General features: G+C 65.1%; 27 protein-coding genes. 21 read left to right on the top strand and 6 right to left on the bottom strand.

Going from position 1 to position 23,328, the window contains the following annotated elements; translation table 11 throughout:
- Nucleotides 1–550: 550 nt before the first annotated feature.
- From POF53_RS01580 to POF53_RS01560, 5 genes are all read left to right on the top strand, one after another.
- Nucleotides 551–796 (top strand): hypothetical protein, encoded by a 246-nt coding sequence (locus tag POF53_RS01580; RefSeq protein WP_050703801.1) that lies wholly within the window; start codon nt 551–553, stop codon nt 794–796.
- Complete coding sequence (locus tag POF53_RS01575; protein WP_050703802.1) at nt 793–1,044, top strand: DUF3077 domain-containing protein; 252 nt, start codon at nt 793–795, stop codon at nt 1,042–1,044. The genes POF53_RS01580 and POF53_RS01575 overlap by 4 nt, the downstream gene beginning before the upstream one ends.
- 315 nt (nt 1,045–1,359) lie before the next feature.
- Nucleotides 1,360–1,923 (top strand): GNAT family N-acetyltransferase, encoded by a 564-nt coding sequence (locus POF53_RS01570; RefSeq protein WP_110604401.1) that lies wholly within the window; start codon nt 1,360–1,362, stop codon nt 1,921–1,923.
- Between the two features lie 51 nt (nt 1,924–1,974).
- Nucleotides 1,975–2,514, top strand: coding sequence for a hypothetical protein (locus POF53_RS01565; RefSeq protein WP_110736792.1), 540 nt, complete (start codon nt 1,975–1,977; stop codon nt 2,512–2,514).
- An 84-nt stretch (nt 2,515–2,598) separates the two neighbouring features.
- Nucleotides 2,599–3,138: a hypothetical protein gene (locus tag POF53_RS01560; RefSeq protein ID WP_498966074.1), complete on the top strand. Its 540-nt coding sequence runs from the start codon at nt 2,599–2,601 to the stop codon at nt 3,136–3,138.
- A 124-nt stretch (nt 3,139–3,262) separates the two neighbouring features.
- On the opposite strand, the gene POF53_RS01555 is transcribed toward POF53_RS01560, so the two are convergent.
- Complete coding sequence (locus POF53_RS01555) at nt 3,263–3,730, bottom strand: DMT family transporter (RefSeq protein WP_498966072.1); 468 nt, start codon at nt 3,728–3,730, stop codon at nt 3,263–3,265.
- A 91-nt stretch (nt 3,731–3,821) separates the two neighbouring features.
- Between POF53_RS01555 and POF53_RS01550 the strand changes: the two genes are divergently transcribed.
- The 4 genes from POF53_RS01550 to POF53_RS01535 all read left to right on the top strand — a co-directional run bounded on the left by POF53_RS01550 (nt 3,822) and on the right by POF53_RS01535 (nt 6,303).
- On the top strand, nt 3,822–4,742 hold the full coding sequence (locus POF53_RS01550; protein ID WP_203647937.1) for a LysR family transcriptional regulator: 921 nt from the start codon (nt 3,822–3,824) through the stop codon (nt 4,740–4,742).
- Between the two features lie 196 nt (nt 4,743–4,938).
- Nucleotides 4,939–5,325, top strand: coding sequence for a lysozyme inhibitor LprI family protein (locus POF53_RS01545; RefSeq protein ID WP_062575096.1), 387 nt, complete (start codon nt 4,939–4,941; stop codon nt 5,323–5,325).
- A 117-nt stretch (nt 5,326–5,442) separates the two neighbouring features.
- Nucleotides 5,443–5,883, top strand: a complete 441-nt coding sequence (locus POF53_RS01540; RefSeq protein ID WP_203647936.1) for a Panacea domain-containing protein — start codon at nt 5,443–5,445, stop codon at nt 5,881–5,883.
- Between the two features lie 3 nt (nt 5,884–5,886).
- Nucleotides 5,887–6,303, top strand: coding sequence for a hypothetical protein (locus POF53_RS01535; RefSeq protein ID WP_203647935.1), 417 nt, complete (start codon nt 5,887–5,889; stop codon nt 6,301–6,303).
- Nucleotides 6,304–6,574: 271 nt separating this feature from the next.
- Here the strand turns inward: POF53_RS01535 and mnmH are convergent, their stop codons facing one another.
- A complete protein-coding gene (gene mnmH / locus POF53_RS01530; RefSeq protein WP_232854689.1) occupies nt 6,575–7,687 on the bottom strand; it encodes a tRNA 2-selenouridine(34) synthase MnmH in 1,113 nt (370 codons plus the stop codon).
- A complete protein-coding gene (gene selD, locus POF53_RS01525) occupies nt 7,687–8,721 on the bottom strand; it encodes a selenide, water dikinase SelD (RefSeq protein WP_203647933.1) in 1,035 nt (344 codons plus the stop codon). The genes mnmH and selD overlap by 1 nt, the downstream gene beginning before the upstream one ends.
- A gap of 163 nt (nt 8,722–8,884) precedes the next feature.
- On the opposite strand from selD, the gene POF53_RS01520 reads away from it, so the two are divergent.
- The 8 genes from POF53_RS01520 (at nt 8,885) to moaE (ending at nt 15,096) form a co-directional block, all read left to right on the top strand.
- Complete coding sequence (locus tag POF53_RS01520; RefSeq protein ID WP_498966068.1) at nt 8,885–9,739, top strand: putative selenate ABC transporter substrate-binding protein; 855 nt, start codon at nt 8,885–8,887, stop codon at nt 9,737–9,739.
- Nucleotides 9,736–10,530, top strand: a complete 795-nt coding sequence (locus tag POF53_RS01515) for a phosphonate ABC transporter ATP-binding protein (protein WP_498966066.1) — start codon at nt 9,736–9,738, stop codon at nt 10,528–10,530. The genes POF53_RS01520 and POF53_RS01515 overlap by 4 nt, the downstream gene beginning before the upstream one ends.
- Nucleotides 10,524–11,351 (top strand): PhnE/PtxC family ABC transporter permease, encoded by an 828-nt coding sequence (locus POF53_RS01510; protein ID WP_498966064.1) that lies wholly within the window; start codon nt 10,524–10,526, stop codon nt 11,349–11,351. The genes POF53_RS01515 and POF53_RS01510 overlap by 7 nt, the downstream gene beginning before the upstream one ends.
- A complete protein-coding gene (gene phnE, locus POF53_RS01505) occupies nt 11,348–12,115 on the top strand; it encodes a phosphonate ABC transporter, permease protein PhnE (protein WP_498966062.1) in 768 nt (255 codons plus the stop codon). Before POF53_RS01510 ends, phnE begins: the two co-directional genes overlap by 4 nt.
- 294 nt (nt 12,116–12,409) lie before the next feature.
- Nucleotides 12,410–13,804 carry a PhoH family protein gene (locus POF53_RS01500; RefSeq protein ID WP_110736770.1) on the top strand — a complete coding sequence of 465 codons (1,395 nt, stop codon included), beginning with the start codon at nt 12,410–12,412 and terminating at the stop codon, nt 13,802–13,804.
- A 157-nt stretch (nt 13,805–13,961) separates the two neighbouring features.
- Nucleotides 13,962–14,396 (top strand): cyclic pyranopterin monophosphate synthase MoaC, encoded by a 435-nt coding sequence (moaC, locus tag POF53_RS01495; protein WP_189656976.1) that lies wholly within the window; start codon nt 13,962–13,964, stop codon nt 14,394–14,396.
- Nucleotides 14,396–14,641, top strand: coding sequence for a MoaD/ThiS family protein (locus tag POF53_RS01490; RefSeq protein WP_498966059.1), 246 nt, complete (start codon nt 14,396–14,398; stop codon nt 14,639–14,641). Before moaC ends, POF53_RS01490 begins: the two co-directional genes overlap by 1 nt.
- A 2-nt stretch (nt 14,642–14,643) precedes the next feature.
- Nucleotides 14,644–15,096, top strand: a complete 453-nt coding sequence (gene moaE / locus POF53_RS01485; RefSeq protein WP_330103586.1) for a molybdopterin synthase catalytic subunit MoaE — start codon at nt 14,644–14,646, stop codon at nt 15,094–15,096.
- Between the two features lie 154 nt (nt 15,097–15,250).
- Here moaE and rhlB read toward each other — a convergent pair whose 3' ends face one another.
- Together rhlB and POF53_RS01475 are read right to left on the bottom strand one after the other, a co-directional pair.
- Nucleotides 15,251–16,717 carry an ATP-dependent RNA helicase RhlB gene (gene rhlB / locus POF53_RS01480; protein ID WP_498966057.1) on the bottom strand — a complete coding sequence of 489 codons (1,467 nt, stop codon included), beginning with the start codon at nt 16,715–16,717 and terminating at the stop codon, nt 15,251–15,253.
- Between the two features lie 92 nt (nt 16,718–16,809).
- Nucleotides 16,810–17,466 carry an alpha/beta hydrolase gene (locus POF53_RS01475; protein WP_498966055.1) on the bottom strand — a complete coding sequence of 219 codons (657 nt, stop codon included), beginning with the start codon at nt 17,464–17,466 and terminating at the stop codon, nt 16,810–16,812.
- A 335-nt stretch (nt 17,467–17,801) separates the two neighbouring features.
- On the opposite strand from POF53_RS01475, the gene POF53_RS01470 reads away from it, so the two are divergent.
- From POF53_RS01470 to POF53_RS01455, 4 genes are all read left to right on the top strand, one after another.
- The gene (locus POF53_RS01470) at nt 17,802–18,830 is read left to right on the top strand and encodes an amino acid ABC transporter substrate-binding protein (RefSeq protein ID WP_498966053.1); all 1,029 of its coding nucleotides are present in this window, start codon (nt 17,802–17,804) and stop codon (nt 18,828–18,830) included.
- A 67-nt stretch (nt 18,831–18,897) separates the two neighbouring features.
- Nucleotides 18,898–20,076 (top strand): amino acid ABC transporter permease, encoded by a 1,179-nt coding sequence (locus tag POF53_RS01465; RefSeq protein WP_232854682.1) that lies wholly within the window; start codon nt 18,898–18,900, stop codon nt 20,074–20,076.
- A gap of 37 nt (nt 20,077–20,113) precedes the next feature.
- Nucleotides 20,114–21,184 carry an amino acid ABC transporter permease gene (locus POF53_RS01460; RefSeq protein WP_189660168.1) on the top strand — a complete coding sequence of 357 codons (1,071 nt, stop codon included), beginning with the start codon at nt 20,114–20,116 and terminating at the stop codon, nt 21,182–21,184.
- Nucleotides 21,185–21,194: 10 nt separating this feature from the next.
- Complete coding sequence (locus POF53_RS01455) at nt 21,195–21,959, top strand: amino acid ABC transporter ATP-binding protein (protein ID WP_232854680.1); 765 nt, start codon at nt 21,195–21,197, stop codon at nt 21,957–21,959.
- A 123-nt stretch (nt 21,960–22,082) separates the two neighbouring features.
- Here the strand turns inward: POF53_RS01455 and algW are convergent, their stop codons facing one another.
- A complete protein-coding gene (algW, locus tag POF53_RS01450) occupies nt 22,083–23,243 on the bottom strand; it encodes a Do family serine endopeptidase AlgW (RefSeq protein ID WP_186731927.1) in 1,161 nt (386 codons plus the stop codon).
- Nucleotides 23,244–23,328: the final 85 nt, after the last annotated feature.

Here is a 23,328-nt window from a genome sequence, read left to right as displayed (position 1 = left end):
TGCAGCCCTTTCGCGGCACGAGGCCGCTCCTACAGGAGGAGACCATGTTCCTCTCTGTAGGAGCGGCCTTGTGCCGCGAAAGGGGCGCAAAGCGCCCCCGGCCTTTTCTTGGTCTTCGAGCGCGAGGGCTGTTGACCGCATCAGGGCCACCAGGCGTTCGCCGCAAATTTTGCAGCGCCATGCACCTGGTGGCCATGACGCGATCAAAACCCTAGTCCCAAACCCCGTAAGACATTTCCGAATTTGAAACCAAGTCCTTCAGCCAGCCAGCGCTTCGGACCTATCCTACGCGCCTGCCGGAAGGCTCTGAATTGGCCGGGAAACTCATCAGGGGTACCGTCACTGGGTCGTCACATTTGGCGACCGGGTGTGAGAAGCCCGTTGTGTGAACCATGTCGATTCCGTCAATGGCGGTCGTGCGCGTGCAGGCTTTGGCCTGACCGTGGATTCATGGTTACACACGGGCTTCTCACCATGCGTACGACTGCCACCCTAATCTGTGAGAAGGATCGAGGTGGTTGTTCCTGGATTTCAATTTCGAGGAGTAACCATGAAAAAACTTGTACCCGACCCACCCTACCCAATCCCCTTCGTCACCATCATCAGCGACCTCGACCCCGAGGAAGCCATGGCCCACGCCAACAAGCTGATGCATACCCTCAGCGACACCGTCCACGCCTACACCGTCTGCCAGCGCGACGAGCGCCTCGACGTGATGATGGACAGCGTCGAGATCCTCGGCCAACTGGTCATCTCGCTGGTCCGCCACGCCCGGGCCAAGGGGGCGCCGGTATGAGCGACGACTTCAAGCCCGGCCCGACCCAGGGCAAGACCACCTGCCTCGAGATCTTCTGCATCCAGCCCGGCATCCCGTTCGATCACGCCTTCAGCGACCTGTCGGTGCTGCTCGGCTGCGTGGCGCATTTCACTACCGAGGCGGAGATGGAAGGGGACCTCATGGCCGCCAGTGCGGCGCGGATTCTCAGCGGTCTGGCCAAGGGACTGATCGATGACATGGAGTTGGGGTTGAACCGAGCGCGGTGAACGGGGGGCTGCTGCGCAGCCCTTTCGCGGCATAAGGCCGCTCCTACCCGGAGTTGCTGTTTCCTGTAGGAGATCGCCCAGCCCTTCGGGCTACTCTGTCGCGCAGGTAACAGAGTTCCAGCGTGGGAGCGGGCTTGCCCCGCGATGCGGCGTTTGGCACCGGCTACGCCGGTGATCGCGGGGCAAGCCCGCTCCCACGCTGCCCCAGTCAAATCAAGGAATTGTGTTTTGTTCCATGAGAGCGGCCCCAGGGATGCCAGACCGGGCCACTGTCGTTAGACTGTCATCTCCCCACCACCGGACAGGAGTCCCGGCGTGCCCGACCCCCGCAGTTTCCCCAGCGACCTGTGCCTTGAAAGCCCACGCCTGCAGCTGCGCCCCATGCGCCATGGCGACGCGCAGCAGTGGCTGACCATCATGGCCGACCCGGAAGTGATGCGTTACTGGTACCACGCCCCCTGGCAGACCCTGGCCGAGGCCGAAAGCGCCCTGGCCGCCGACCGCGAAGCCTATGCCGCCGGCCAGTTGCTCAAACTGGGCATGTACCGCCGCGACAACGGCGAGCTGATCGGCATGGTCCAGCTGTTCAACCTCGAGGAGGGCTCGCGCCGTGGCGAGATCGGCTACTGCCTGGCCAAGTCGGCCCAAGGGCGGGGCTACATGGACGAGGCGCTGACCTGCTTCATCGACTACCTCGCCCACACCCTGCACCTGCGTCGCCTGGAGGCGGAAATCGACCCGCGCAACCAGGGCTCGGCGCGCACCCTCGAGCGCCAGGGCTTCGTCCTGGAGGGGACGCTGCGGGCCCGCTGGTGCGTAGCGGGTGAGCTGTCTGACTCGGGGCTGTACGGGCTGCTGCTGGAACCGCCTGTGGCCTGATACCCGAGGGTGTCATGGACGAGTCTTTTATTGATGGATGGAGCCCGTGTTTTGCCTGTTTTATATGTGACGTTCACCTTGCTGCTGTTCCTGCTATGCCTGTGTTTCGACGGCATCCTGATGGGCGTCGATGGGCATATGCCTGCTTTGCAGATACTGCTCATGGGCCCTTGGGGCATTGCCTTCGGGCAGTACCAGTGGTTTGCCAATCCGCTGCTGGGCCTGGCGCTGCTCGCCCATCGGCGCTTTCGCCGGCTGGCGCTTGCAGCCGGGGTGATCGCGCTGGGCCTGGCGCTCAGTTGCCTTGGCATCGAACGGGTGCCGGACAACCGCAGCTATAACTTCCTGCCCCTGACGGGTTTTGGCGCCGGTTACTATCTATGGACACTGGCGATCCTGCTGTTCTGCGTCGGGCAGGCCTGGTGGTGCCGCAAGGTGCGTTCGGCGGCGGATGTGCCGGGCTGGCGCTGGTTCGATGGTGTGTTGATCACGGTGCTGGTGGCGACGATCTACGCCGGGACGCAGATGCCGAGCCTGCGCGTCCAGCCGAGCGGCGCCGACGAGTTGCCGGAGCAGGCTGCGACACGCTGATGCTGTGCGGCCCGGATGGGTTTGGAAAGTCGACAGGGGCTGGGTTAAGGTCGCAGCTTGTCCCGTTTTCTCCAGGTACCTGACTTGCCCGCTTTCTACCTGACCACCAGCCTGGCCCTGTACCTGCTGAGCCTGGCCTTCGACGGTGCCCTGACCGGCGCCGGCCGGCATGTGCCGGCGCTGCAGATGCTGCTCTACGGCCCCTGGGGCATCGCCTTCGGCCTGTACCAGTGGTTCGCCAATCCGCTGCTGGCACTGGCGGTTCTCGCCCACCGCCGGTTCCGCCGTCTGGCGCTGGTGTGCGGGCTGGTGGCGCTGTACCTGGCGGCCAGCAGTTTTGCCATCAGCCGCTTGCCGGACAACCAGAGCTACGCCTTCCAGGATGTGACCGGATTCGGCGCGGGCTTCTACCTGTGGCTGCTGGCGATCCTGGTGTTCTGCCTGGGGCAGCTGTGGTGGTGCTGGAAGGCGCGCTCGGCGGCGGATGTGCCGGGCTGGGGTTGGCTCGATGTGGCGCTGATCGCTGCCCTGAGCGTGGCGCTGTATGCCGGTACGCAGATGCCCTCGCTGCGCTTCGAGCCGCACAAGGTGATCGTGCCGCCGGAGCAGCCGCGCAGCTTGTGATGGATTGCCCTGCGACAAGGCCCTCAATGCCAGCTCTTTCAAGGTCTTTGGGTGCGAGGATTGTTGACCGAGTGAGGGCCACCAAGTGTTCGCTGCAAGGCGAGCGGCGGGCACTTGATGGCCCTCAACGCACCGTTCCCCACTGCACCACGATCATCCCGATCACGATCATCCCCACCCCCGCCAACCGCAACAGGTTCACCGGCCGCTCCGGCAACCCCATCAAGCCAAACTGGTCGATCAGCAGCGACGACAGTACCTGCCCCGCCACCACGCAGACGATGAACCCGGCTGCCCCCAGGCGCGGCGTCAGCACCAGCGCGGCGGTGATGTACAGCACCCCGGCGACCCCACCGAACCAGGCCCACCAGGGCGCATGGGCCAGCTGCTGCAGCTGCGGCAGCGGCGCGCGCATCAGCAGCAGGGCCGGCACCAGCATCAGCAGGCTGACCAGCAACGACACCCCGGCGGCCCACAGCGGATGGCCGAGCAGGCGCCCGAGCGCGGCGTTGCTGCCCGCCTGGAACGGCACGGCGGCGCCTGCAAGGAGGGCGATGAGCAAGGGGAGGGCGGCGAAGAGGCTGGCGGGCATGGTGTCTACTCCAGATAAGAACACTGGCCTTAGTCTCGATCATGCATTTCAATGATGGAAATTCGAACTTCGCACAGGCTGTATTCGTACCATGGATGATTTGCGCCGCATCGACCTGAACCTGCTGCTGACCTTGCACGCCTTGCTCAGCGAGCAACATGTCTCCCGGGCGGCACTGCGCCTGCATCGCAGCCAGCCGGCGGTCAGCCATGCCCTGGCGCAGTTGCGCGAGCTCTTCGCGGACCCGCTGCTGGTGCGACGCGGTGGCCGCCTGCAACTGACAGCCCGTGCCGAGGCCTTGCAAGCGCCGTTGCAGGAGGCGTTGCAGCAACTCGACGGATTGCTCGGCACGCCGGGCTTCGAGCCGGCGCGGGTACGGCGTACCTTTCGCCTGGCCATGTCCGACTACGGCGCCCGCGTGGTGCTGCCAGCGCTGATGCGCCTGCTGCGGCGCGAAGCGCCGGGCATTGACCTGGTGGTGTCCCAGGGCAGCCGTGAGGCGATGCTCGGCCAGTTGATCGACGGCGAGGCGGACCTGGCGCTGGGCGTGTTCCCGGAGCTGCCGACGGAAATGGCCCAGCAGGTGCTGTTCGAGGAGTCCTTCGTCTGCCTGGCCGACCGCGCCAGCCTGCCGCCCCGTGGCGGCCTGGCGCTCGACCCGTGGCTGGCGCGGCCCCATGTGCTGGTGGCGGTACGCCCCGGCATCGACAACGAGATCGACCAGGCCCTGGCCAGCTTGGGCGCACGTCGGCGCATCGCCTTGACCCTGCCGCATTGGGGTGTGGCCCAAAGCCTCATTGCCGGGACCGATCTGGTGCTCACCGTGGCCCGGCGCAGCCTCGCCGGTGCCCGGCTGGACCCGGCGCTGCGCCAGTTCGCGCCGCCCCTGGCGATCTCGCCGTTCGCCTTCGCCCAGGCCTGGCATTCGCGGCGTGACGGCGATGCCGGGCACCGCTGGCTGCGGGCGCGGATCCAGGCGCTGTGCGTGAACGAAAGCGTGGCAGGGTGCTAGTGTCCTGTCTCGGAAATAAGCTGTTCACTTTTGGCGGCGTCTTGGGCGCCCGGCCTGCGTTGCCACTCCTCGCCATAGCCCTGCTATGACTCGTCGCGGCGCCTTGCCCGAACACCCAAGCCACTCGCCAAAAGAGAACGTATTTCCAAGACAGGACACTAGGCTGTGCCAAGACCCTAAGCGAGAAGGAATGCCCATGTTCAAGCGTTACCTGCCCGGCGTTGCCGCCCTGCTGATCGCGACCGCTGCCCAGGCCGAAGACTATTCGCCCACCTACACCCAGTGCATGGACAAGGCCTCCAGCACCTTGGCCATGGGCGCCTGTATCCAGGCCGAGACCCAGCTACAGGATGACCGGCTGAACCGGGTCTACAAGCAGTTGATGGCCAAGCTCGACAGCCAGCAGCAGAAGGACCTGCGCGAAGTCCAGCGTACCTGGATGAAGTACCGCGACGGCAACTGCGCGTTCCACGGCAAGTTGAGCAACGGCAGCATCTACCGCATCGAAGGCGCGATGTGCGAGATGGACATGAGCAAGGACCGGGCGGCGGAGCTGGAGCGTGTGCTCAGTCCGGGGCAGTAGCGCAGCATCAGCTTACAGATTGGTGGTTGATCTGGTCGGCTGAAGGGTATCGCCGCGACCTTGATGGCTGTATTTTTGTACAGCTCATGGACAGCTTGTTCACCAAGGGAGGAGCACATGCCTGACAGCACCGATGTCGCCAACTACTTCCTCACGCTGGAAGGCGAGGCGGGTGAAATCTCGAACCTGAAGCTGCAGAAGCTGGTTTATTACGCGCAGGGCTTCAGCTTGGTCTTGCTGGGCGGGCCGTTGTTCGAAGAGCGAATCGAGGCCTGGATGCATGGCCCGGTGGTGCCCGACCTCTACCGCCGGTTCAGCCAGCACGGCTCGAACCCGATTCCGGTGCCTGCCGTGTTCGAGCCGACCTGCTTTTCCCGGGAGCAGGCCCGTCTGATCAAGGAGGTCTTCGAGGTTTATGGGCAGTATTCGGCGTGGAAGCTCCGCCAACTGACCCATGAAGAAGACCCCTGGCGGGACAATTATCAGGAGGGCGCTTTCAGCCGGGAAATTCCCCGGGACGAAATGCAGCGCTACTTCAGGAACCACCTGGTGAACTGAGCAATGGTACGCAAGCGACTCAAGGAGCGAGACGCCCAGGGAAATCAGGTCAGGACACGCCAAGCGGCAGGCGAGGCTGACGATTCGGACCTGCGCCCACCAGTGTTCTCACTGGAGTACCTGCAATCAGGTTGGTGCATCCAGGATTGCCAGCAGGCGGAGCGGGCGCGGATGCTCGAGCGACTGCGCCAGATCAGCCAACGCACGTGGCGAGAGATCCGCCAGCTCGATCGACACGGTTATGGCACGGAGACGATTTCACGCGGCAGTATCAGGGCTGTGTTGCCTTCATTTCTCACCGAGGATGTTCGGTTGCTGGCGTTCAGGGCTTTCGATCTGGTGGCGATGGTGGGGTATCGCAGCGGGCGGATCTTCCATGTGATCTGGATAGATCGTGAGTTCAAGTTGTACAAGCATTGACGCGAAGTGCAGTGGTCCTTTGGTGGGCTAGTCAAGCGGGGTATGGCACCGGCTTTGCCGGTGTTCGCGGGGCAAGCCCGCTCCCACAGGGTGCGCGGACTACCCGCGAAGTCAGCTCCCTGCGCGACTGTGGGAGCGGGTTTACCCGCGAAGAATCCAACGCGGTGCCTGGCACCGGCTTCGCCGGTGTTCGCGGCTAAAGCCGCTCCCACAGGTCCCTGGAAAATCAATCAGTCATTTGCAGTTCCATTGGAGCGGTCTTGCCCGAGCTTCAGGCGCTGCGGTGCGCGCGTCGTGCCCGGGCCTTCAGGTACTCGCGCACCTCCACGCCGTCTCCGGCGAACTCGATCCGCTGTGCCTTGGCCTCACGCTGGTAGGCGTACATCGGGTCGTAGTACTCCTTGAGCAGCCCTTCGATCCACCCTCGGTGCAGGCTCACGTCACCACTGCGCAACTGCTCCTCCAGCGCCTGGTCGAGCAACGTCGACAGCCGCTGGAAGCGTTCGCCGCCCAGGCGCTTGTGGATGTTGGCCATGCTCTGGCGCATGCGCTCGGCGAACAGTGGGCCGCCAGCCTCTGCACCGTGCACGGCGATGTATTCGGCGCACAGGTTGATCACGTAGTCGCGCAGGATGCGTTCCACGCGATGCTCGAAGCTGTCTTCAAGCCACACCAGCGGATAGCGCTGCATGCCCTGGTACAGCTCCAGCGGCACCGCGCAGCTGCCGACCACGCGGCCTTCGTCCTCGAGCACGAACTGGCCGGTGCCACGCTCGCGTTTCTTGAGGATGTCGATGGCCAGCGCGTTCTCGAAATCGATCTGCGCCGGCTGCGCCGTGGCGCGCTTGCCGAAGCTGGAGCCGCGGTGGTTGGCGTGGCCTTCGAGGTCGAGCACGTTGTCCAGCTGGTGCAGCACATCGGTCTTGCCGGTGCCGGTCAGTCCGCCCAGCAGGACGAACTCGCACTGCTGCACCGCCTGCAGCGTGGTATCCATCAGCAGGGTGCGCATGGCCTTGTAGCCGCCCACCACCTTCGGATACTGGATGCCGGCGTCCTTGAGCCAGCCCTGGACGATCTGCGAGCGCAGACCGCCACGGAAACAATAGAGGTAGCCGTCGGGATGGACCTGGGTGAACGCGGCCCAGGCTTCCAGGCGCTGCTGCTTGAGCGCGCCGTTGACCAACTGATGGCCCAGGGCGATGGCGGCGGCCTGGCCCTGCTGCTTGTAGCAGGTGCCGACCTTCTGCCGCTCCTGGTCGTTCATCAGCGGCAGGTTGACGGCGCCGGGGAAGGCGCCCTTGGTGAATTCGATCGGCGCGCGCATGTCCATCATCGGCACGTCGTCGAGGAACAGCTGTTTCAGCTCGGTGCAGTCGGGGCGCATCAGATCACCTCGACTGCGTGGCTCTGTCGCTCGACCAGCTCGCCGATCGGCGCCAGCTCGAGCCCGAGTTCCCGCGCCACGGCGAGGAATTCCGTCTCGCCCTGCGGGGTGACCGCCACCAGCAGGCCGCCGCTGGTCTGCGGGTCGCACAGCAGGTGCTTCTGCTCGTCGCTCAACGCGCCGATCTTGTGCCCGTAGCTGTCGAAGTTGCGCAGGGTGCCGCCGGGGATGCAGCCTTCGGCCAGGTAATGCTCGACGCTTGGCAGGCGCGGCACGGCAGCGAACTGCAGGCGGGCGGTGAGGCCGCTGCCTTCGGCGACTTCGACCAGGTGGCCGAGCAGGCCGAAACCGGTGACGTCAGTCATCGCCTGCACGCCGTCGAGCTTGCCGAAGCGGCTGCCCGGGGTGTTGAGGGTGCACATCCAGTCGCGGGCCAGGCCCTGGTCCTGCTCGCGCAGCTTGGCCTTCTTCTCGGCGGTGGTGAGAATGCCGATGCCCAGCGGCTTGGTCAGGTACAGGCGGCAGCCGACGCTGGCGGTGTCGTTGCGCTTGAGGTGGCGCTTGCTCACCACGCCGGTCACGGCCAGGCCGAAGATCGGCTCGGGGGCGTCGATGGAGTGGCCGCCGGCCAGCGGGATGCCCGCTTCGGCGCACACGGCGCGGCCGCCGCGGATCACCTCGCGGGCGACTTCCGGCGGCAGCACGTTGACCGGCCAGCCGAGGATGGCGATGGCCATCAGCGGGTCACCGCCCATGGCGTAGATGTCGCTGATGGCGTTGGTGGCGGCAATGCGGCCGAAGTCGTACGGGTCGTCGACGATGGGCATGAAGAAGTCGGTGGTCGAGACCACGCCACGCTCGTCATCCAGGGCGTAGACGGCGGCGTCGTCGCGCGAGGCGTTGCCGACCCAGAGTTTTGGGTCGAGGGCCTGGGTGCCGCTCTCGGCGAGGATCACATCCAGGACCTTGGGAGAAATCTTGCAGCCACAGCCAGCGCCGTGGCTGTACTGTGTCAGACGAATCGGCTCGCTCATGTGCACCTCGACTTTTCGTGATGCGCGATTGTAGCAAAGCTGGCCTTTGTGCCTGCGGCTCTTATACTTCCCTCGTTTATCAGCATCGCGGGGCAAGCCCGCTCCCACGCAGACCTGCGATGCGCCATCGACTCATGCCCCGCTATCGAACCGGAGAATCCCCATGCTCAAACGCCCCCTGGCCCTGTTTGCCGGCCTCGCGCTGTCCTGCTGCGCGGTGGTCGCCCAGGCCGCCGATGTGCTGCGCGTCAGCGCCATCCCCGACGAGGCGCCAACCGAACTGCTGCGCAAGTTCAAGCCGCTGGGCGAATACCTCGAGCAGCAGCTGGGCATGAAGGTGCAGTTCGTGCCGGTGGCCGACTACCCGGCGGTGGTCGAGTCGCTGGCCAGTGATCGCCTGGACCTGGCCTGGCTGGGGGGCTTCACCTTCGTCCAGGTGCACCTGAAGGATCCCAAGGCCACGCCGCTGGTGCAGCGTGAGCAGGATGCCAAGTTCACCAGCAAGTTCATCACCGCCAACCCGGACGTGAAGAGCCTCAAGGACCTGAAGGGCAAGACCTTCGCCTTCGGTTCGATTTCGTCCACCTCGGGCAGCCTGATGCCGCGTTACTTCATGCTCAAGGAAGACAATATCAAGCCCGAGAGCTACTTCAGCCGTGTCGCCTATTCCGGTGCCCACGACGCCACCGTGACATGGGTGCAGGCCGGCAAGGTCGACGCTGGTGTGCTCAACGCCAGTGTGTGGCAGAAGCTGGTCGATGCCGGCAAGGTCGACACCAGTAAGGTGAAGGTGTTTGCCACCACGCCGGAGTACTTCGACTACAACTGGACCGTGCGCGGCAATATGGACCCTGCGCTGAAAGAGAAGATCAAGCAGGCCTTCCTCGCCCTGGATCCGGGCAAGCCTGCGGACAAGGCGATCCTCGACCTGCAGGCCGCCAGCCGCTTCATCGAGACCAAGCCCGAGAACTACCAGGGCACCGAGCAAGCCGCGCGTGAGGCTGGCCTGCTCAAGTGAGTATCCGTGTTCAGGGCGCCAGTGTGCGCCATGGCCAGGTCCAGGCCTTGAGCGCGGTGGACCTGCAGTTCGGCCAGGGCGAGCGGGTGGCGATCATCGGCCCGTCCGGGGCCGGCAAGTCCAGCCTGCTGCACCTGATGGCCACTGCCGTGCCGCTCAGTGGAGGGCGCCTGGAGCTGTTGGGCGAGCAACCCTGGGCATTGTCTGCCCGGGCTCGCCAGCGCCTGCGTGCACGGGTCGGCCTGGTGCACCAGGCGCCGCCCCTGCCGCCGCGCCAGCGGGTGGTCACCGCGGTGCTGGCAGGGCGCCTGGGGCAGTGGGGCACGTTGCGCGGGCTGCTCAACCTGATCCACCCCGGCGATGTACCCGGTGCCCGTGCGGCGCTGGCCGAGCTGGGCATGGCCGACAAGCTGTTCGCCCAATGCGGGCAGTTGTCCGGTGGCCAGTTGCAGCGGGTCGGCATCGCCCGCGCCTTGTACCAGCGACCCGAAGTGCTGCTGGCCGACGAGCCGGTCTCGGCCATGGACCCGGTGCTGGCCGACCACAGCCTGGCGTTGCTCAACCGTCATGCCCAGGCCCATGGCGTGACCCTGGTCGCCAGCCTGCACGCGGTTGAGCTCGCCCTGGCGCATTTTCCGCGCATCATCGGTATTCGTGCCGGGCAGGTGGCGTTCGATTGTCCGGCAGCAGCGGTCAGCGAAGCGATGCTCGATGCCTTGTACGCCAACGAGCAACTGGCCTCGCCTGTCGCCGCGACGGCGAGCCTGCAGGTGCAGATCCCGCGATGCTGAGCACTGACCAGCGCGATCCCGCTGCCATCCCCCGCTTGTTGTTGACCCTGCTGGGCCTGGCGTTGCTGTGGCCGGGCCTGCGCTTGAGCGAACTCGACCCCGGCGTGCTGTTGCAGGCCGAGAACCGCCGGCAGATGGCCAGCTTCGTCAGCGCGTTCTGGCCCCCGGCCCACGACGCCGGGTTTCTCGACCTGCTGTTCACCGCCACCGTGCAGACCCTGGCCGTGGCCACGGCGGGCATGACCCTGGCGCTGCTGCTGGCGGTACCGGCCAGCCTGTTGGCCAGCCGGGCGTTGTCGCTGCGGGCGGCTTCCAATGGTGGACGTCTGGGACCATGGTCACGCGCTGCGCGCCTGCCGGTGCGCGGCGTGCTGATCTTCCTGCGCAGCGTGCCGGAGATCGTCTGGGCCCTGCTGTTCGTCCGCGCCGTGGGCCTGGGTCCGACCGCCGGGGTGCTGGCCATCGCCATCACCTACAGCGGCATGCTCGGCAAGGTCTACGCGGAGATCTTCGAGTCGGTGGACCAGCGTCCGGCCCATGCCTTGCTCCAGGCCGGCAGCAGCCGGCTGTCGGCGTTTTTCTACGGCACCCTGCCCGAGGCCGCGAGCGAGGTGGTGTCCTATACCGTGTACCGCTGGGAATGCGCGGTGCGCGCCTCGGTGGTGATGGGCTTCGTCGGCGCCGGCGGCCTGGGCCAGCAGATCGACCTGTCGATGCGCATGTTCGCCGGCGCCGAGGTGGCGAGCATGCTGCTGACCTTCCTGCTGCTGGTGATGCTGGCCGACCTGCTCAGCCGCTTCCTGCGCGGGAGGCTCGCATGAGGCGGGTGATCAATGGGCTGGTGATCGTCGCGATCCTGGCGGCGGTGCTGGCGTCGTTCGCCTACCTGGAGCTGGACCTGGCAGCGGTTGTCGGCAGCGGTGGGCCGGCGCAGATGGGGGAATACGCGGCGCGTTTCCTGCACCCGGACCTGTCTGTGGCGCACTTGCGAGCGGTGGGGCAGGGCGCCCTGGAAACGCTGGCGATGTCGGGCATGGGAACGCTCCTGGCGATGCTGCTCGGCCTGTTGCTGGCGCTGCCGGCCGCCGGCCGCTTCGGCTGGCCGTTGCAGGGCGCGGCGCGCCTGCTACTCAATGCGTTGCGGGCGATTCCGGAGCTGGTCTGGGCGGCGCTGACCGTGCTGGCGGCAGGCCTGGGGCCGAATGCCGGCACCCTGGCGCTGGCGCTGCACACCGCCGGGGTGCTGGGGCGGCTGTTCGCCGAGGCGCTGGAGAATGCCCCGGCGGAGCCTGCGGCAGCGATCCGCCTGCAGGGCGGCAGCCAGGTGGCGGCGTTCTGTTTCGGCACGCTGCCCAACCTGTGGCCGCAACTGCTGGCGTACAGCTTGTATCGCTGGGAGAACAATATCCGCATGGCCAGCGTGCTGGGCTTCGTGGGGGCGGGTGGGCTGGGGCAGATGCTCTATGCGACCCTGAGCCTGTTCCAGGAGGCCCAGGCCAGCACGGTGATCATCGCCATGCTGTTGCTGGTGCTGCTGGTGGACGCCCTGAGCGATGTGCTGCGCCAGCGTTTCGTGCGCGCCTGAACGGGCTTGATGCGGCACCTGATCTCTGACTGTAGTCCCGCTCCGGCCTCGCGCCAAGCCCTGTTCGTCAATCCGAAAAATAAACTTCACCGGAGCGTAAAAAGACTTTTTTCGGTCATGGTTTTTGCGGTATCAAGGAACCAGACAGCCGAACCCTGCAGCACAGGTGGCGTCATCCACGCCCCTTTTGCCAGGTGAGCTTCCCGCCCGTAACAACGCGGATACGGGAAGAACGGCAGTCACTCTGCGGCGCAGCCGTTCGCGCCGTGTGGCTTTCACATAAGGTGAACGAGTATGGATGACCAAGGACGCACCCCTTCCTCCAACCAGCCAATCCTGTATGTGCTCGATACCAACGTCCTGATTCACGACCCCAACGCCCTGCTCAACTTCGAGGAGCACCACGTCGCCATACCGATGACGGTGCTGGAGGAACTCGACAAGCTCAAGACCGGTAAACACACCATCGCCGCCGAGTGTCGCCAGGCCATCCGCCTGATCGACCAGACCCTCGGTGATGCCTCGCCCAGCGATGTCGAGCAGGGCGTGCCGATCCAGCGCGGCAAGAGCGGGCCCAAGGGCTTCCTGTCCATCCTCATGAGCACGCGCAACGAGCCGAACCGCCTGCTCCCCGAAAACCTCGCCGACAACATCATCATCAACCAGCTGCTGGACCTGCGCGCCAAGCGCAAGGACCTCGACGTGGTGCTGGTGACCAAGGACATCAACATGCGCCTGAAGGCGCGTGCCTGCGGGATCGCCGCCGAGGACTACAGCACCGACCAGTTGGTCGACGACGTGTCCTTGCTGTCCAAGGGCTATCACTCGGTCACAGGGTCGTTCTGGGACCGCGTGAGCAAGGTCGACACCCGCCAGGAACGCGGCCGTACCTGGCACCGGGTGCAACTGATCGACAACCTGCCGGCGGTGCACATCAACGAGTTCATCATCGATGAACAGGGCTTCGTCGGTTGGATCAAGGGCATCCGCAACGACGAGCTGCTGCTGCTCGACCTGCACCAGGAACCGCTGCTGCACCAGGAAGCCTGGGGCCTCAAGCCGCGGGACATCCACCAGAGCCTGGCGCTGTTCGCCCTGCTCGACCCGGATATCCACCTGGTCAACCTGACCGGCGCCGCCGGCTCCGGCAAGACCATCCTGGCGTTGGCCGCGGCCATCGAGCAGACCATGGTCAGCAAGCGCTACCGGCGCATCATCGCCACCCGCAGCGTGCAGGGGCTGGACCAGGAGATCGGCTTCCTGCCGGGCACCGAGGCGGAGAAGATGGAGCCCTGGCTGGGCGCCATCACCGACAACCTCGAAGCGCTGCACATGGACGACGAGAGCACCCACGGCAGCGTCGAGTACATCCTCGAGCGGGTGCCGTTGCAGTTCAAGTCGCTGAACTACATCCGGGGTCGCAGCTTCCAGCAGAGCCTGATCCTCATCGACGAGTGCCAGAACCTCACGCCGCACCAGATCAAGACCATCATCACCCGCGCGGGGAACGGGTCCAAGGTGGTCTGCCTGGGCAACCTGGCGCAGATCGACACGCCGTACCTGTCGGCCACCAGCTCCGGGCTGACCTACCTGACCGAACGCTTCAAGGACTTCCCCCACGGCGTTCACATCACCCTGCAGGGCGTGCCGCGCTCGGTGCTGGCCGAGTACGCCGAGTCGCATCTGTAACCCAAGCCCGCTCCCACGATTCGTCGTGGGAGCGGGCTTGCCCCGCGATGCGCTGATCTGCCCTCTGCTCAAAGCTGACCTGCAGGTTTACACTCTGTATTCCCTACCCAGGAGCAGAGCAGTGCTGACTCATCTTGATTCCCAGGGGCGCGCCAACATGGTCGACGTCACTGAAAAGGCCGTGACCGCGCGCGAGGCGATTGCCGAGGCGCGGGTGCGCATGTTGCCGGACACCCTGCGCATGATCGTCGATGGCCAACATCCCAAGGGCGACGTGTTCGCCGTGGCGCGCATCGCCGGCATCCAGGCGGCGAAGAAGACCAGCGACCTGATCCCGCTGTGCCATCCGCTGATGCTTACCGGCGTCAAGGTCGAGCTGGCCGCCGAAGGCGAGGACGTGGTGCATATCGTCGCCCGCTGCAAGCTGGCCGGGCAGACCGGCGTCGAGATGGAAGCCCTGACCGCTGCCAGCGTCGCCGCGCTGACGATCTACGACATGTGCAAGGCGGTGGACAAGGGCATGGTCATCGAGCAGGTGCGCCTGCTGGAGAAGACCGGCGGCAAGAGCGGCCACTACAAGGTGGAGGGGTGATGAAGGTCAAGGTCATGTATTTCGCCCGCTACCGTGAGTTGCTGGGCGTCGATGCCGAGCGCCTGGAAGGCGACTTCAAGGTGCTGGACGATGTGCGCCAGGCCCTGGTGGGCAAGGGTGGGCACTACACGGTGCTGGCCGAGCAGAACCTGATGTGCGCCCGCAACGAAGAGCTGTGCCGGCTCGATGAGCCATTGGACGAGGGTGACGAGATCGCGTTCTTCCCACCCGTGACCGGAGGTTGACCGTGGCCGTACGTGTTCAGCAGGCGGCCTTCGATCCGGGCGTCGAAGTCAACGCCATGCACGCCGCCAATGTCGGTGTGGGCGCGGTGGTCGGTTTCGTCGGGTATGTGCGCGACTTCAACGATGGCCTGGACGTGGCCGGGATGTTCCTCGAGCACTACCCGGGCATGACCGAGAAGGCCCTGGCCAAGATCGTGGTCGAGGCCGAGCAGCGCTGGCCGTTGCTCAAGGTCGAGGTGCTGCACCGCATCGGCGCGCTGGAGCCGGGCGAGCCGATCGTCTTCGTCGGCGTGGCCAGCGCGCACCGGCAGGCGGCGTTCGATGCCTGCAATTTCATCATGGATTACCTGAAGACCCGGGCGCCGTTCTGGAAGAAGGAGAACACCCGGGAAGGGCCGCGCTGGGTGGAGGGGAAGCAGAGCGATCAGGATGCGGCGGGGCGCTGGGAGTCCTAGGGAAAGGTCGCTTTCTGTAGGAGCGGCCTTGTGCCGCGAAAGGGCCGCAAAGCGGCCCCAGGGTTTCAGCATTGATGCAGATATTGCTGGGGCCGCTGCGCGGCCCTTTCGCGGCACAAGGCCGCTCCTACAGGGAGGTGAGCGGCCTTGAAGATCAATGATGCTTGCGCGGCACCGGCTTCAACAGCTCGTCCGGCGGCATCTCGCACTTGATCTTGCGCCCCAGCAGCTCCTCGATCGCCGGCAGCTGGTACGAATCGTCCTCGCCGGCAAAGCTGATCGACACACCGCTGCTGCCCGCACGGCCGGTACGGCCGATACGGTGCACGTAGTCGTCCGGATCTTCCGGCAGGGTGAAGTTGATCACATGGCTGATGCCGTCGATATGAATGCCGCGGCCGGCCACGTCGGTGGCCACCAGCACGCTGATGCGCCCTTCGCGGAAGTTCTCCAGGGTGCGGATGCGCTTGTGCTGCGGCACGTCACCCGACAGCTGGGCGGCGTTGATGCCGTCGCGCACCAGTTTCTCCTCGATGCGCCGCACCTCGTCCTTGCGGTTGGCGAACACCATCACCCGTTCCCACTTGTTCTGCGTGACCAGGTTGTACAGCAGCTTGTACTTGTCGCTGCCGGCCACGGCGTAGACGTGCTGCTCGACGGTCTCGCTGGCCACGTTCTCCGGCTCGATCTCGACGATGGCCGGATCGGTGGTCCACTGCTTGGCCAGGTTCATCACATCGTCGGTGAAGGTGGCCGAGAACAGCAGGGTCTGGCGCTCGCTCTTGGGCGGGGTCTGGCGGATGATCTGGCGGACCTGGGGGATGAAGCCCATGTCGAGCATGCGGTCGGCCTCGTCCAGCACCAGCACCTCGACCATGTCCAGGTGCACCTCGCCGCGCTGGTTGAAGTCCAGCAGGCGGCCGGGGGTGGCCACCAGGATGTCGCAGTGGCGGGCCTCCAGCGATTTCAGCTGCTTGTCGAAGTCCATGCCGCCGACGAAGCTCATCACGTTCAGGCCGCTGTACTTGGTTAGCGCCTGGGCATCCTTGGCGATCTGCACCACCAGCTCGCGGGTCGGGGCGATGATCAGTGCCCGCGGCTCGCCCATGTAGCGCTCCTTGGGCGGTGGCACTTGCTGCAGCTGCGAGATGATCGAGACCAGGAACGCGGCGGTCTTCCCGGTGCCGGTCTGGGCCCGGCCGATGGCGTCCTGGCCACGCAGGGTGTGGCCCAGGACCTGGGCCTGGATCGGCGTGCAGTAGGGGAAACCGAGGTCGTGGATGGCGTGCATCAGCTCGTTGGAGAGCTTGAAGTCGTGGAAGCGGGTCTTGCCTTCCTGCGGCTCGACCACGAAGTCCTCGGGCTTCCACAGGCTGGCCTGGGGCTTGGGCTTGCGTTCGCGGCGCGGCTTGTCCCGGGCGGGTTGCTCGGCAGGCGGCTGGTCGGCGGGTGGGGGTTCGGCCTGCGGTTTTGCCGCGGCCCTGGGCTTGGCGTGCTGGCGCGCCGGGGTCTTGTCGACGGCCGGTTGCGCGGCCGGCGCGGGCGGGGTCACGGCGACGGGCTCGGCGGCCTGCGGCGCGGCGTCTCCCTTGGCGAATATTTTCTTGAGTGCCTTGAGCACGGTCGTCTCGTCAACTGGTTAAGGAATGTACGCCGGGCAGTGTAATGCAAGAATCGGGCGCGGCGTAGTGCAATGCATCCTGGGCTACAGGATCACTTCAGCTGGTGGCTCAGCCAGTCGTGGATGTCGGACAGCTCGGCCACCGCCACTTCGTGTTCCATGGGGTACTCGTGCCACTGGGCAGCCACACCCCAGGTATCGAGGTATTCGAACGCCGTGCGGCCCATCGACGGGATCACCACCGAGTCATGCACGCCGTGCAGGCACAGCGCCGGGGTGCGCTGCTGGCAGGCGCTCAACTGCTGGCTGTCGGTGAAGGTCGGTGCGTAGGTGGACAGGGCGATCACCCCGCCCAGGGCCTCCTGCCACTTTATATAGGCGGTGTGCAGCACCACGGCGCCGCCCTGGGAGAAACCGGCGAGGAAGGTGCGCGACAGGTTGATGCCCTTGGCCTGTTCCGCCTTGATCAGGGCAATGACCTGATCGGCCGATTCCTCCAGCTGCGTTTCGTCGATGGCCCGCGCCGGGGTCATGGCCTTGATGTCGTACCAGCTGGGCATCTGGTAGCCACCGTTGATGGTCACCGGGCGGGTGGGGGCTTGGGGCATGATGAAGCGGGTGCTCAGCAGGTGTTCCTGGAGAAATTCCGCCACAGGTAGGAAGTCGTAACGGTCGGCCCCCAGGCCGTGCAACCAGATCACACAGGCGTCGGCGGTTTTCTGGGGTTCGAGGATCAGCGGGTTGGTCATGACTGCTCCGAAAGAGTGCTTGCGTACTTATGTAGTGCGTAAAAAGAAGGCATTGGAGGTTAATGCCAGAAAAAGATGTCGCAACTCTACAACTTTTACTACTTGACTACCGCTTAATCGCTTAAGCCTTCGACTGTGGTACGCCCTTTGCTATGTCCTTGCCATGCGAAGAGGTGGACCGGTCGCGGTAACACCCCTCGTGTGGATCGAAGGCTGTCATAGAACAGCCCATTGCGCCAATTGACCCAAAAACAAGCCAACAAGGGGTCGGATGCGCCTCATAAGGGTGCGGTGCAATTCCGGCTCATACAACAAGAGCGATTTGGAGGTTGTTGATGAAGATGTTGAAAACCACCCTGGCAGTCCTGACCGCCGCCGCCGCGCTGGGCACCACCAGCTTCGCCCAGGCCGGCGCCACCCTCGATGCGGTGAAGAAGAAGGGCTTCGTCCAGTGTGGCGTGAGCGATGGTCTTCCAGGCTTCTCCGTACCGGACGCGCAAGGCAAGATCGTCGGCATCGACGCCGATGTGTGCCGCGCCGTGGCCGCCGCCGTGTTCGGCGACGCGACCAAGGTCAAGTTCAGCCAGCTCAACGCCAAGGAGCGCTTCACCGCGTTGCAGTCCGGCGAAGTCGACGTGCTGTCGCGCAACACCACCTGGACCAGCTCGCGCGATGCCGGCATGGGCCTGGTGTTCGCTGGCGTCACCTACTACGACGGCGTCGGCTTCCTCGCCAACAAGAAACTCGGCGTCTCCAGCGCCAAGGAACTCGACGGCGCGACCATCTGCATCCAGGCCGGCACCACCACCGAGCTGAACGTCTCCGACTACTTCCGCGCCAATGGCCTGAAGTACACCCCGATCACCTTCGACACCTCCGACGAAAGCGCCAAGTCGCTGGAGTCCGGCCGTTGCGACGTGCTGACCTCGGACAAGTCGCAGCTGTTCGCCCAGCGTTCCAAGCTGGCCGCGCCGACCGAGTACGTGGTGCTGCCGGAAACCATCTCCAAGGAGCCGCTGGGCCCGGTGGTGCGCAAGGGCGACGAGGAGTGGTTCAGCATCGTCAAGTGGACCCTGTTCGCCATGCTCAATGCTGAAGAGGCCGGCGTCACCTCGAAGAACGTCGAGGCCGAGGCCAAGTCCACCAAGAACCCTGACGTCGCCCGCCTGCTGGGCGCCGATGGCGAGTACGGCAAGGACCTCAAGCTGCCCAAGGACTGGGTAGTGCAGATCGTCAAGCAAGTCGGCAACTATGGCGAAGTGTTCGAGAAGAACCTGGGCCAGAGCACCGACCTGAAGATCGACCGTGGCATGAACGCCCTGTGGAACAACGGCGGCATCCAGTACGCGCCACCGGTGCGCTGATGGTTGCACCCCGCGGCGGCAACCTGCCGCCGCGGGTCGTTCGAATCCCTTCTTTTCGGGGCACTTCATGCAAAATCAAATCGGCGCACGGAAAGGGTTTTCCCTTAGTGATCCACGTGTGCGCGCGTGGCTGTTCCAGATCCTCACGGTGGTCTTCGTGGTGGGCCTGGGCTGGTACCTGTTCCACAATACGCAGACCAACCTGCAGCACCGGGGCATCACCTCGGGCTTCGATTTCCTCGAGCGCAGCGCCGGCTTCGGCATCGCCCAGCACCTGATCCCCTACGTGGAATCGGACAGCTATGCCCGGGTGTTTGTCATCGGCCTGCTCAACACCCTGCTGGTGACCTTCATCGGCATCATCCTGGCCACCTTGCTGGGCTTCATCATCGGCGTGGCGCGGTTGTCACCGAACTGGATGATCAACAAGCTGGCGACGGTGTACGTGGAGACCTTCCGCAACATTCCGCCGCTGCTGCAGATCCTGTTCTGGTACTTCGCCGTGTTCCTGACCCTGCCCGGGCCACGGGGCAGCATCAACATCGACGACACCTTCTTCATCAGCAACCGCGGCCTGAACATGCCCGGCGCCTCGATGGCCGAGGGCTTCTGGCCGTTCGTCATCGCGCTGGTGCTGGCGATCGTCGCCATCGCGGTGATGGTGCGTTTCGCCAACAAGCGTTTTAACGAAACTGGCGAGCCGTTCCACAAGTTCTGGGTTGGCCTGCTGCTGTTCATCGGCATCCCCGGCGTCTGCGCGCTGCTGTTCGGCAGCCCGGTGCACTGGGAAGTGCCGCAGCTCAAGGGCTTCAACTTCGTCGGTGGCTGGGTGCTGATCCCCGAGCTGCTGGCGCTGACCCTGGCGCTGACCATCTACACCGCGGCGTTCATCGCCGAGATCGTGCGTTCCGGTATCCGTTCGGTCAGCCACGGCCAGACCGAGGCGGCCCGCTCGCTGGGCCTGCGCGAAGGCCCGACGCTGCGCAAGGTGATCATTCCCCAGGCCTTGCGGGTGATCATTCCGCCGCTGACCAGCCAGTACCTGAACCTGGCAAAGAACTCGTCGCTGGCCGCCGGTATCGGCTACCCGGAGATGGTCTCGCTGTTCGCCGGTACCGTGCTCAACCAGACCGGCCAGGCCATCGAGGTGATCGCCATCACCATGAGCGTCTATCTCGCCATCAGCATCAGCATTTCGCTGCTGATGAACTGGTACAACAAGCGCATTGCGCTGATCGAACGGTGAGGGTACATCCGTGACAGCCCATGTTTTCAAACCCGACATGCCGCCCCCGGTGAAGACCGTTGGCGTGCTCGCCTGGATGCGGTCCAACCTGTTCTCCAGCTGGCTCAACACCCTGCTGACATTGTTCGCCCTGTACCTGGTCTGGCTGATCGTGCCACCGCTGGTGCAGTGGGCGTTCATCGACGCCAACTGGGTCGGCACCACCCGCGCCGACTGCACCAAGGAGGGCGCCTGCTGGGTGTTCATCCAGCAGCGCTTCGGCCAGTTCATGTACGGCTACTACCCGGCGGAACTGCGCTGGCGCGTCGACCTGACCGTGTGGCTCGCCGTGCTCGGTGCCGCACCGCTGTTCATCAAGCGCTTCCCGCGCAAGGCGGTGTACGGCCTGGGCTTCCTGGTGCTGTACCCGATCCTCGCCTACATCCTGCTGCACGGCGGCGCGTTGGGCCTGGACACGGTGCCCACCAGCCAGTGGGGCGGCCTGATGCTGACTCTGGTGATCGCCACGGTCGGTATCGTCGGCGCCTTGCCGCTGGGCATCCTGCTGGCGCTGGGACGTCGCTCGAACATGCCGGCGGTGAAGGTGGTCTGCGTGACTTTCATCGAGTTCTGGCGCGGCGTGCCGCTGATCACCGTGCTGTTCATGTCGTCGGTGATGCTGCCGCTGTTCCTGCCCGAGGGCATGAGCTTCGACAAGCTGCTGCGGGCGATGATCGGCGTGATCCTGTTCCAGTCGGCGTACATCGCCGAGGTGGTGCGTGGCGGCCTGCAGGCCATCCCCAAGGGCCAGTACGAAGCCGCCGCGGCCATGGGCCTGGGCTACTGGCGGGCGATGGGCCTGGTGATCCTGCCCCAGGCGCTCAAGCTGGTGATCCCCGGCATCGTCAACACCTTCATCGCCCTGTTCAAGGACACGAGCCTTGTGATCATCATCGGCCTGTTCGACCTGCTCAACAGCGTCAAGCAGGCGGCGGCTGACCCGGCCTGGCTGGGCATGGCCACCGAGGGCTACGTGTTCGCCGCCCTGGTGTTCTGGATTTTCTGTTTCGGTATGTCCCGCTACTCCATGCACCTGGAGCGCAAGCTGGACACTGGCCACAAGCGTTAGGAGTTTCGAAATGAGTGAAGCGATCAAGCAGCCTGCCGGCCCCGAAGGCATCATCCAGATGCAGGGCGTGAACAAGTGGTACGGCCAGTTCCATGTACTCAAGGACATCAACCTGAATGTGCGCCAGGGCGAGCGCATCGTCCTGTGCGGGCCGTCCGGTTCGGGCAAGTCGACCACCATCCGCTGCCTCAACCGGCTGGAGGAGCACCAGCAGGGGCGTATCGTCGTCGATGGCGTGGAGCTGACCAATGACCTCAAGCAGATCGAGGCGATCCGCCGCGAGGTGGGCATGGTGTTCCAGCACTTCAACCTGTTCCCGCACCTGAGCATCCTTGAAAACTGCACCCTGGCGCCAATGTGGGTGCGCAAGCTGCCGCGACGCAAGGCCGAGGAAATCGCCATGCACTTCCTCGAGCGCGTGCGCATTCCGGAGCAGGCGCACAAGTACCCGGGGCAGTTGTCCGGTGGTCAGCAGCAGCGGGTGGCGATTGCCCGGGCGCTGTGCATGAAGCCGAAGATCATGCTGTTCGACGAGCCGACCTCGGCGCTGGACCCGGAGATGGTCAAGGAGGTGCTCGACACCATGGTCAGCCTGGCCGAAGACGGCATGACCATGCTCTGCGTGACCCACGAGATGGGCTTTGCCCGCACCGTGGCGAACCGGGTGATCTTCATGGACAAGGGGGAGATCGTCGAGCAGGCCGCGCCGGATGACTTCTTCGACCGGCCGCGCAGTGATCGGACCAAGCTGTTCCTGAGCCAGATCCTGCATTGATGCAGTCGGGGCCGCTTTGCGGCCCTTTCGCGGCACAAGGCCGCTCCTACAGGAACAACGCGATCCTTGTAGGAGCGGCCTTGTGCCGCGAAAGGGCTGCAAAGCAGCCCCAATCAAGCAATATCACTTCTCTTCTTTGGCGGCCACCGGCGCTGGCGGCGGCCGCAGCCCCACCTCGGCCACCAGCTTCAGCTGCTGCCCATTGCGCACCACCTCGATGGTGATCTTCTCATTGGGCTTGATCCGCGCCACTTGGTTCATCGATTTGCGCCCGTCACCGGCCGGCTCGCCATTGATGCTCAGGATCACATCGCCCAGTTGCAGCCCCGCGCGCGCCGCCGGGCCATCGCGGAAGATGCCCGCCACGACGATCCCTGGGCGGCCCTGCATGCCGAACGATTCGGCCAGTTCCTGGCTCAGCGGCTGCACCTCGATGCCCAGCCAGCCACGGATCACCTGGCCGTGCTCGACGATCGACTTCATCACCTCCAGTGCCAGCTTGACCGGGATGGCGAAGCCGATGCCCTGGGAGCCGCCGGACTTGGAGAAGATCGCCGTGTTGATGCCCACCAGGTTGCCGTTGGCATCCACCAGCGCGCCGCCGGAGTTGCCCGGGTTGATCGCAGCGTCAGTCTGGATGAAGTCTTCGTAGTTGTTCAGGCCCAGCTGGTTGCGCCCGGTGGCGCTGATGATGCCCATGGTCACGGTCTGGCCTACGCCGAACGGGTTGCCGATGGCCAGGGTCACGTCACCGATATGGATGTTGTCGGAGCGGCCGATGGTGATCGCCGGCAGGCTCTTGAGGTCGATCTTCAGCACCGCCAGGTCGGTTTCCGGGTCGCTACCGATCACCCGGGCGAGGGTCTCGCGGCCGTCCTTGAGGGCCACGACGATCTGGTCGGCGCCGCTGGTGACGTGGTTGTTGGTCAGCAGGTAGCCTTCCGGGCTCATGATCACCGCCGAGCCCAGGCTCGACTCCCAGCGCCGCTGCTTGGGCAGGTTGTCGCCGAAGAAGCGACGGAACTGCGGGTCTTCGAACAGCGGGTGGGCGCTTTTGTTCACCACCTTGGTGGTGTACAGGTTAACCACCGCGGGCGCGGCCAGGGTCACGGCATCGGCGTAGGACACCGGCCCCTGCATGATCTTCGTGGTTTGCGGGGCCTGCTGCAGGTTGACGTCCTGGCTGGGCAGGCCGACCCATTGCGGGAAGCGCTGGATGATCAGGATGGCGATCAGCACACCGGTGAGCAGGGGCCAGCCGAAGTAACGCAGAGCCTTGAACATGAATGAATCCTGGGAGTAGGGCGGGGGCCTTGTCAGTTCGGCCCGGGGCGAGCGCGCGCGATCATACACGTGAAAAAACCGGACG

This window comes from Mitsuaria sp. RG, assembly GCF_028369275.1.
In the GTDB taxonomy this organism is placed as follows: Bacteria; Pseudomonadota; Gammaproteobacteria; order Pseudomonadales; family Pseudomonadaceae; genus Aquipseudomonas; species Aquipseudomonas peradeniyensis.
This window is presented reverse-complemented; position numbering and strand designations above follow the sequence as displayed.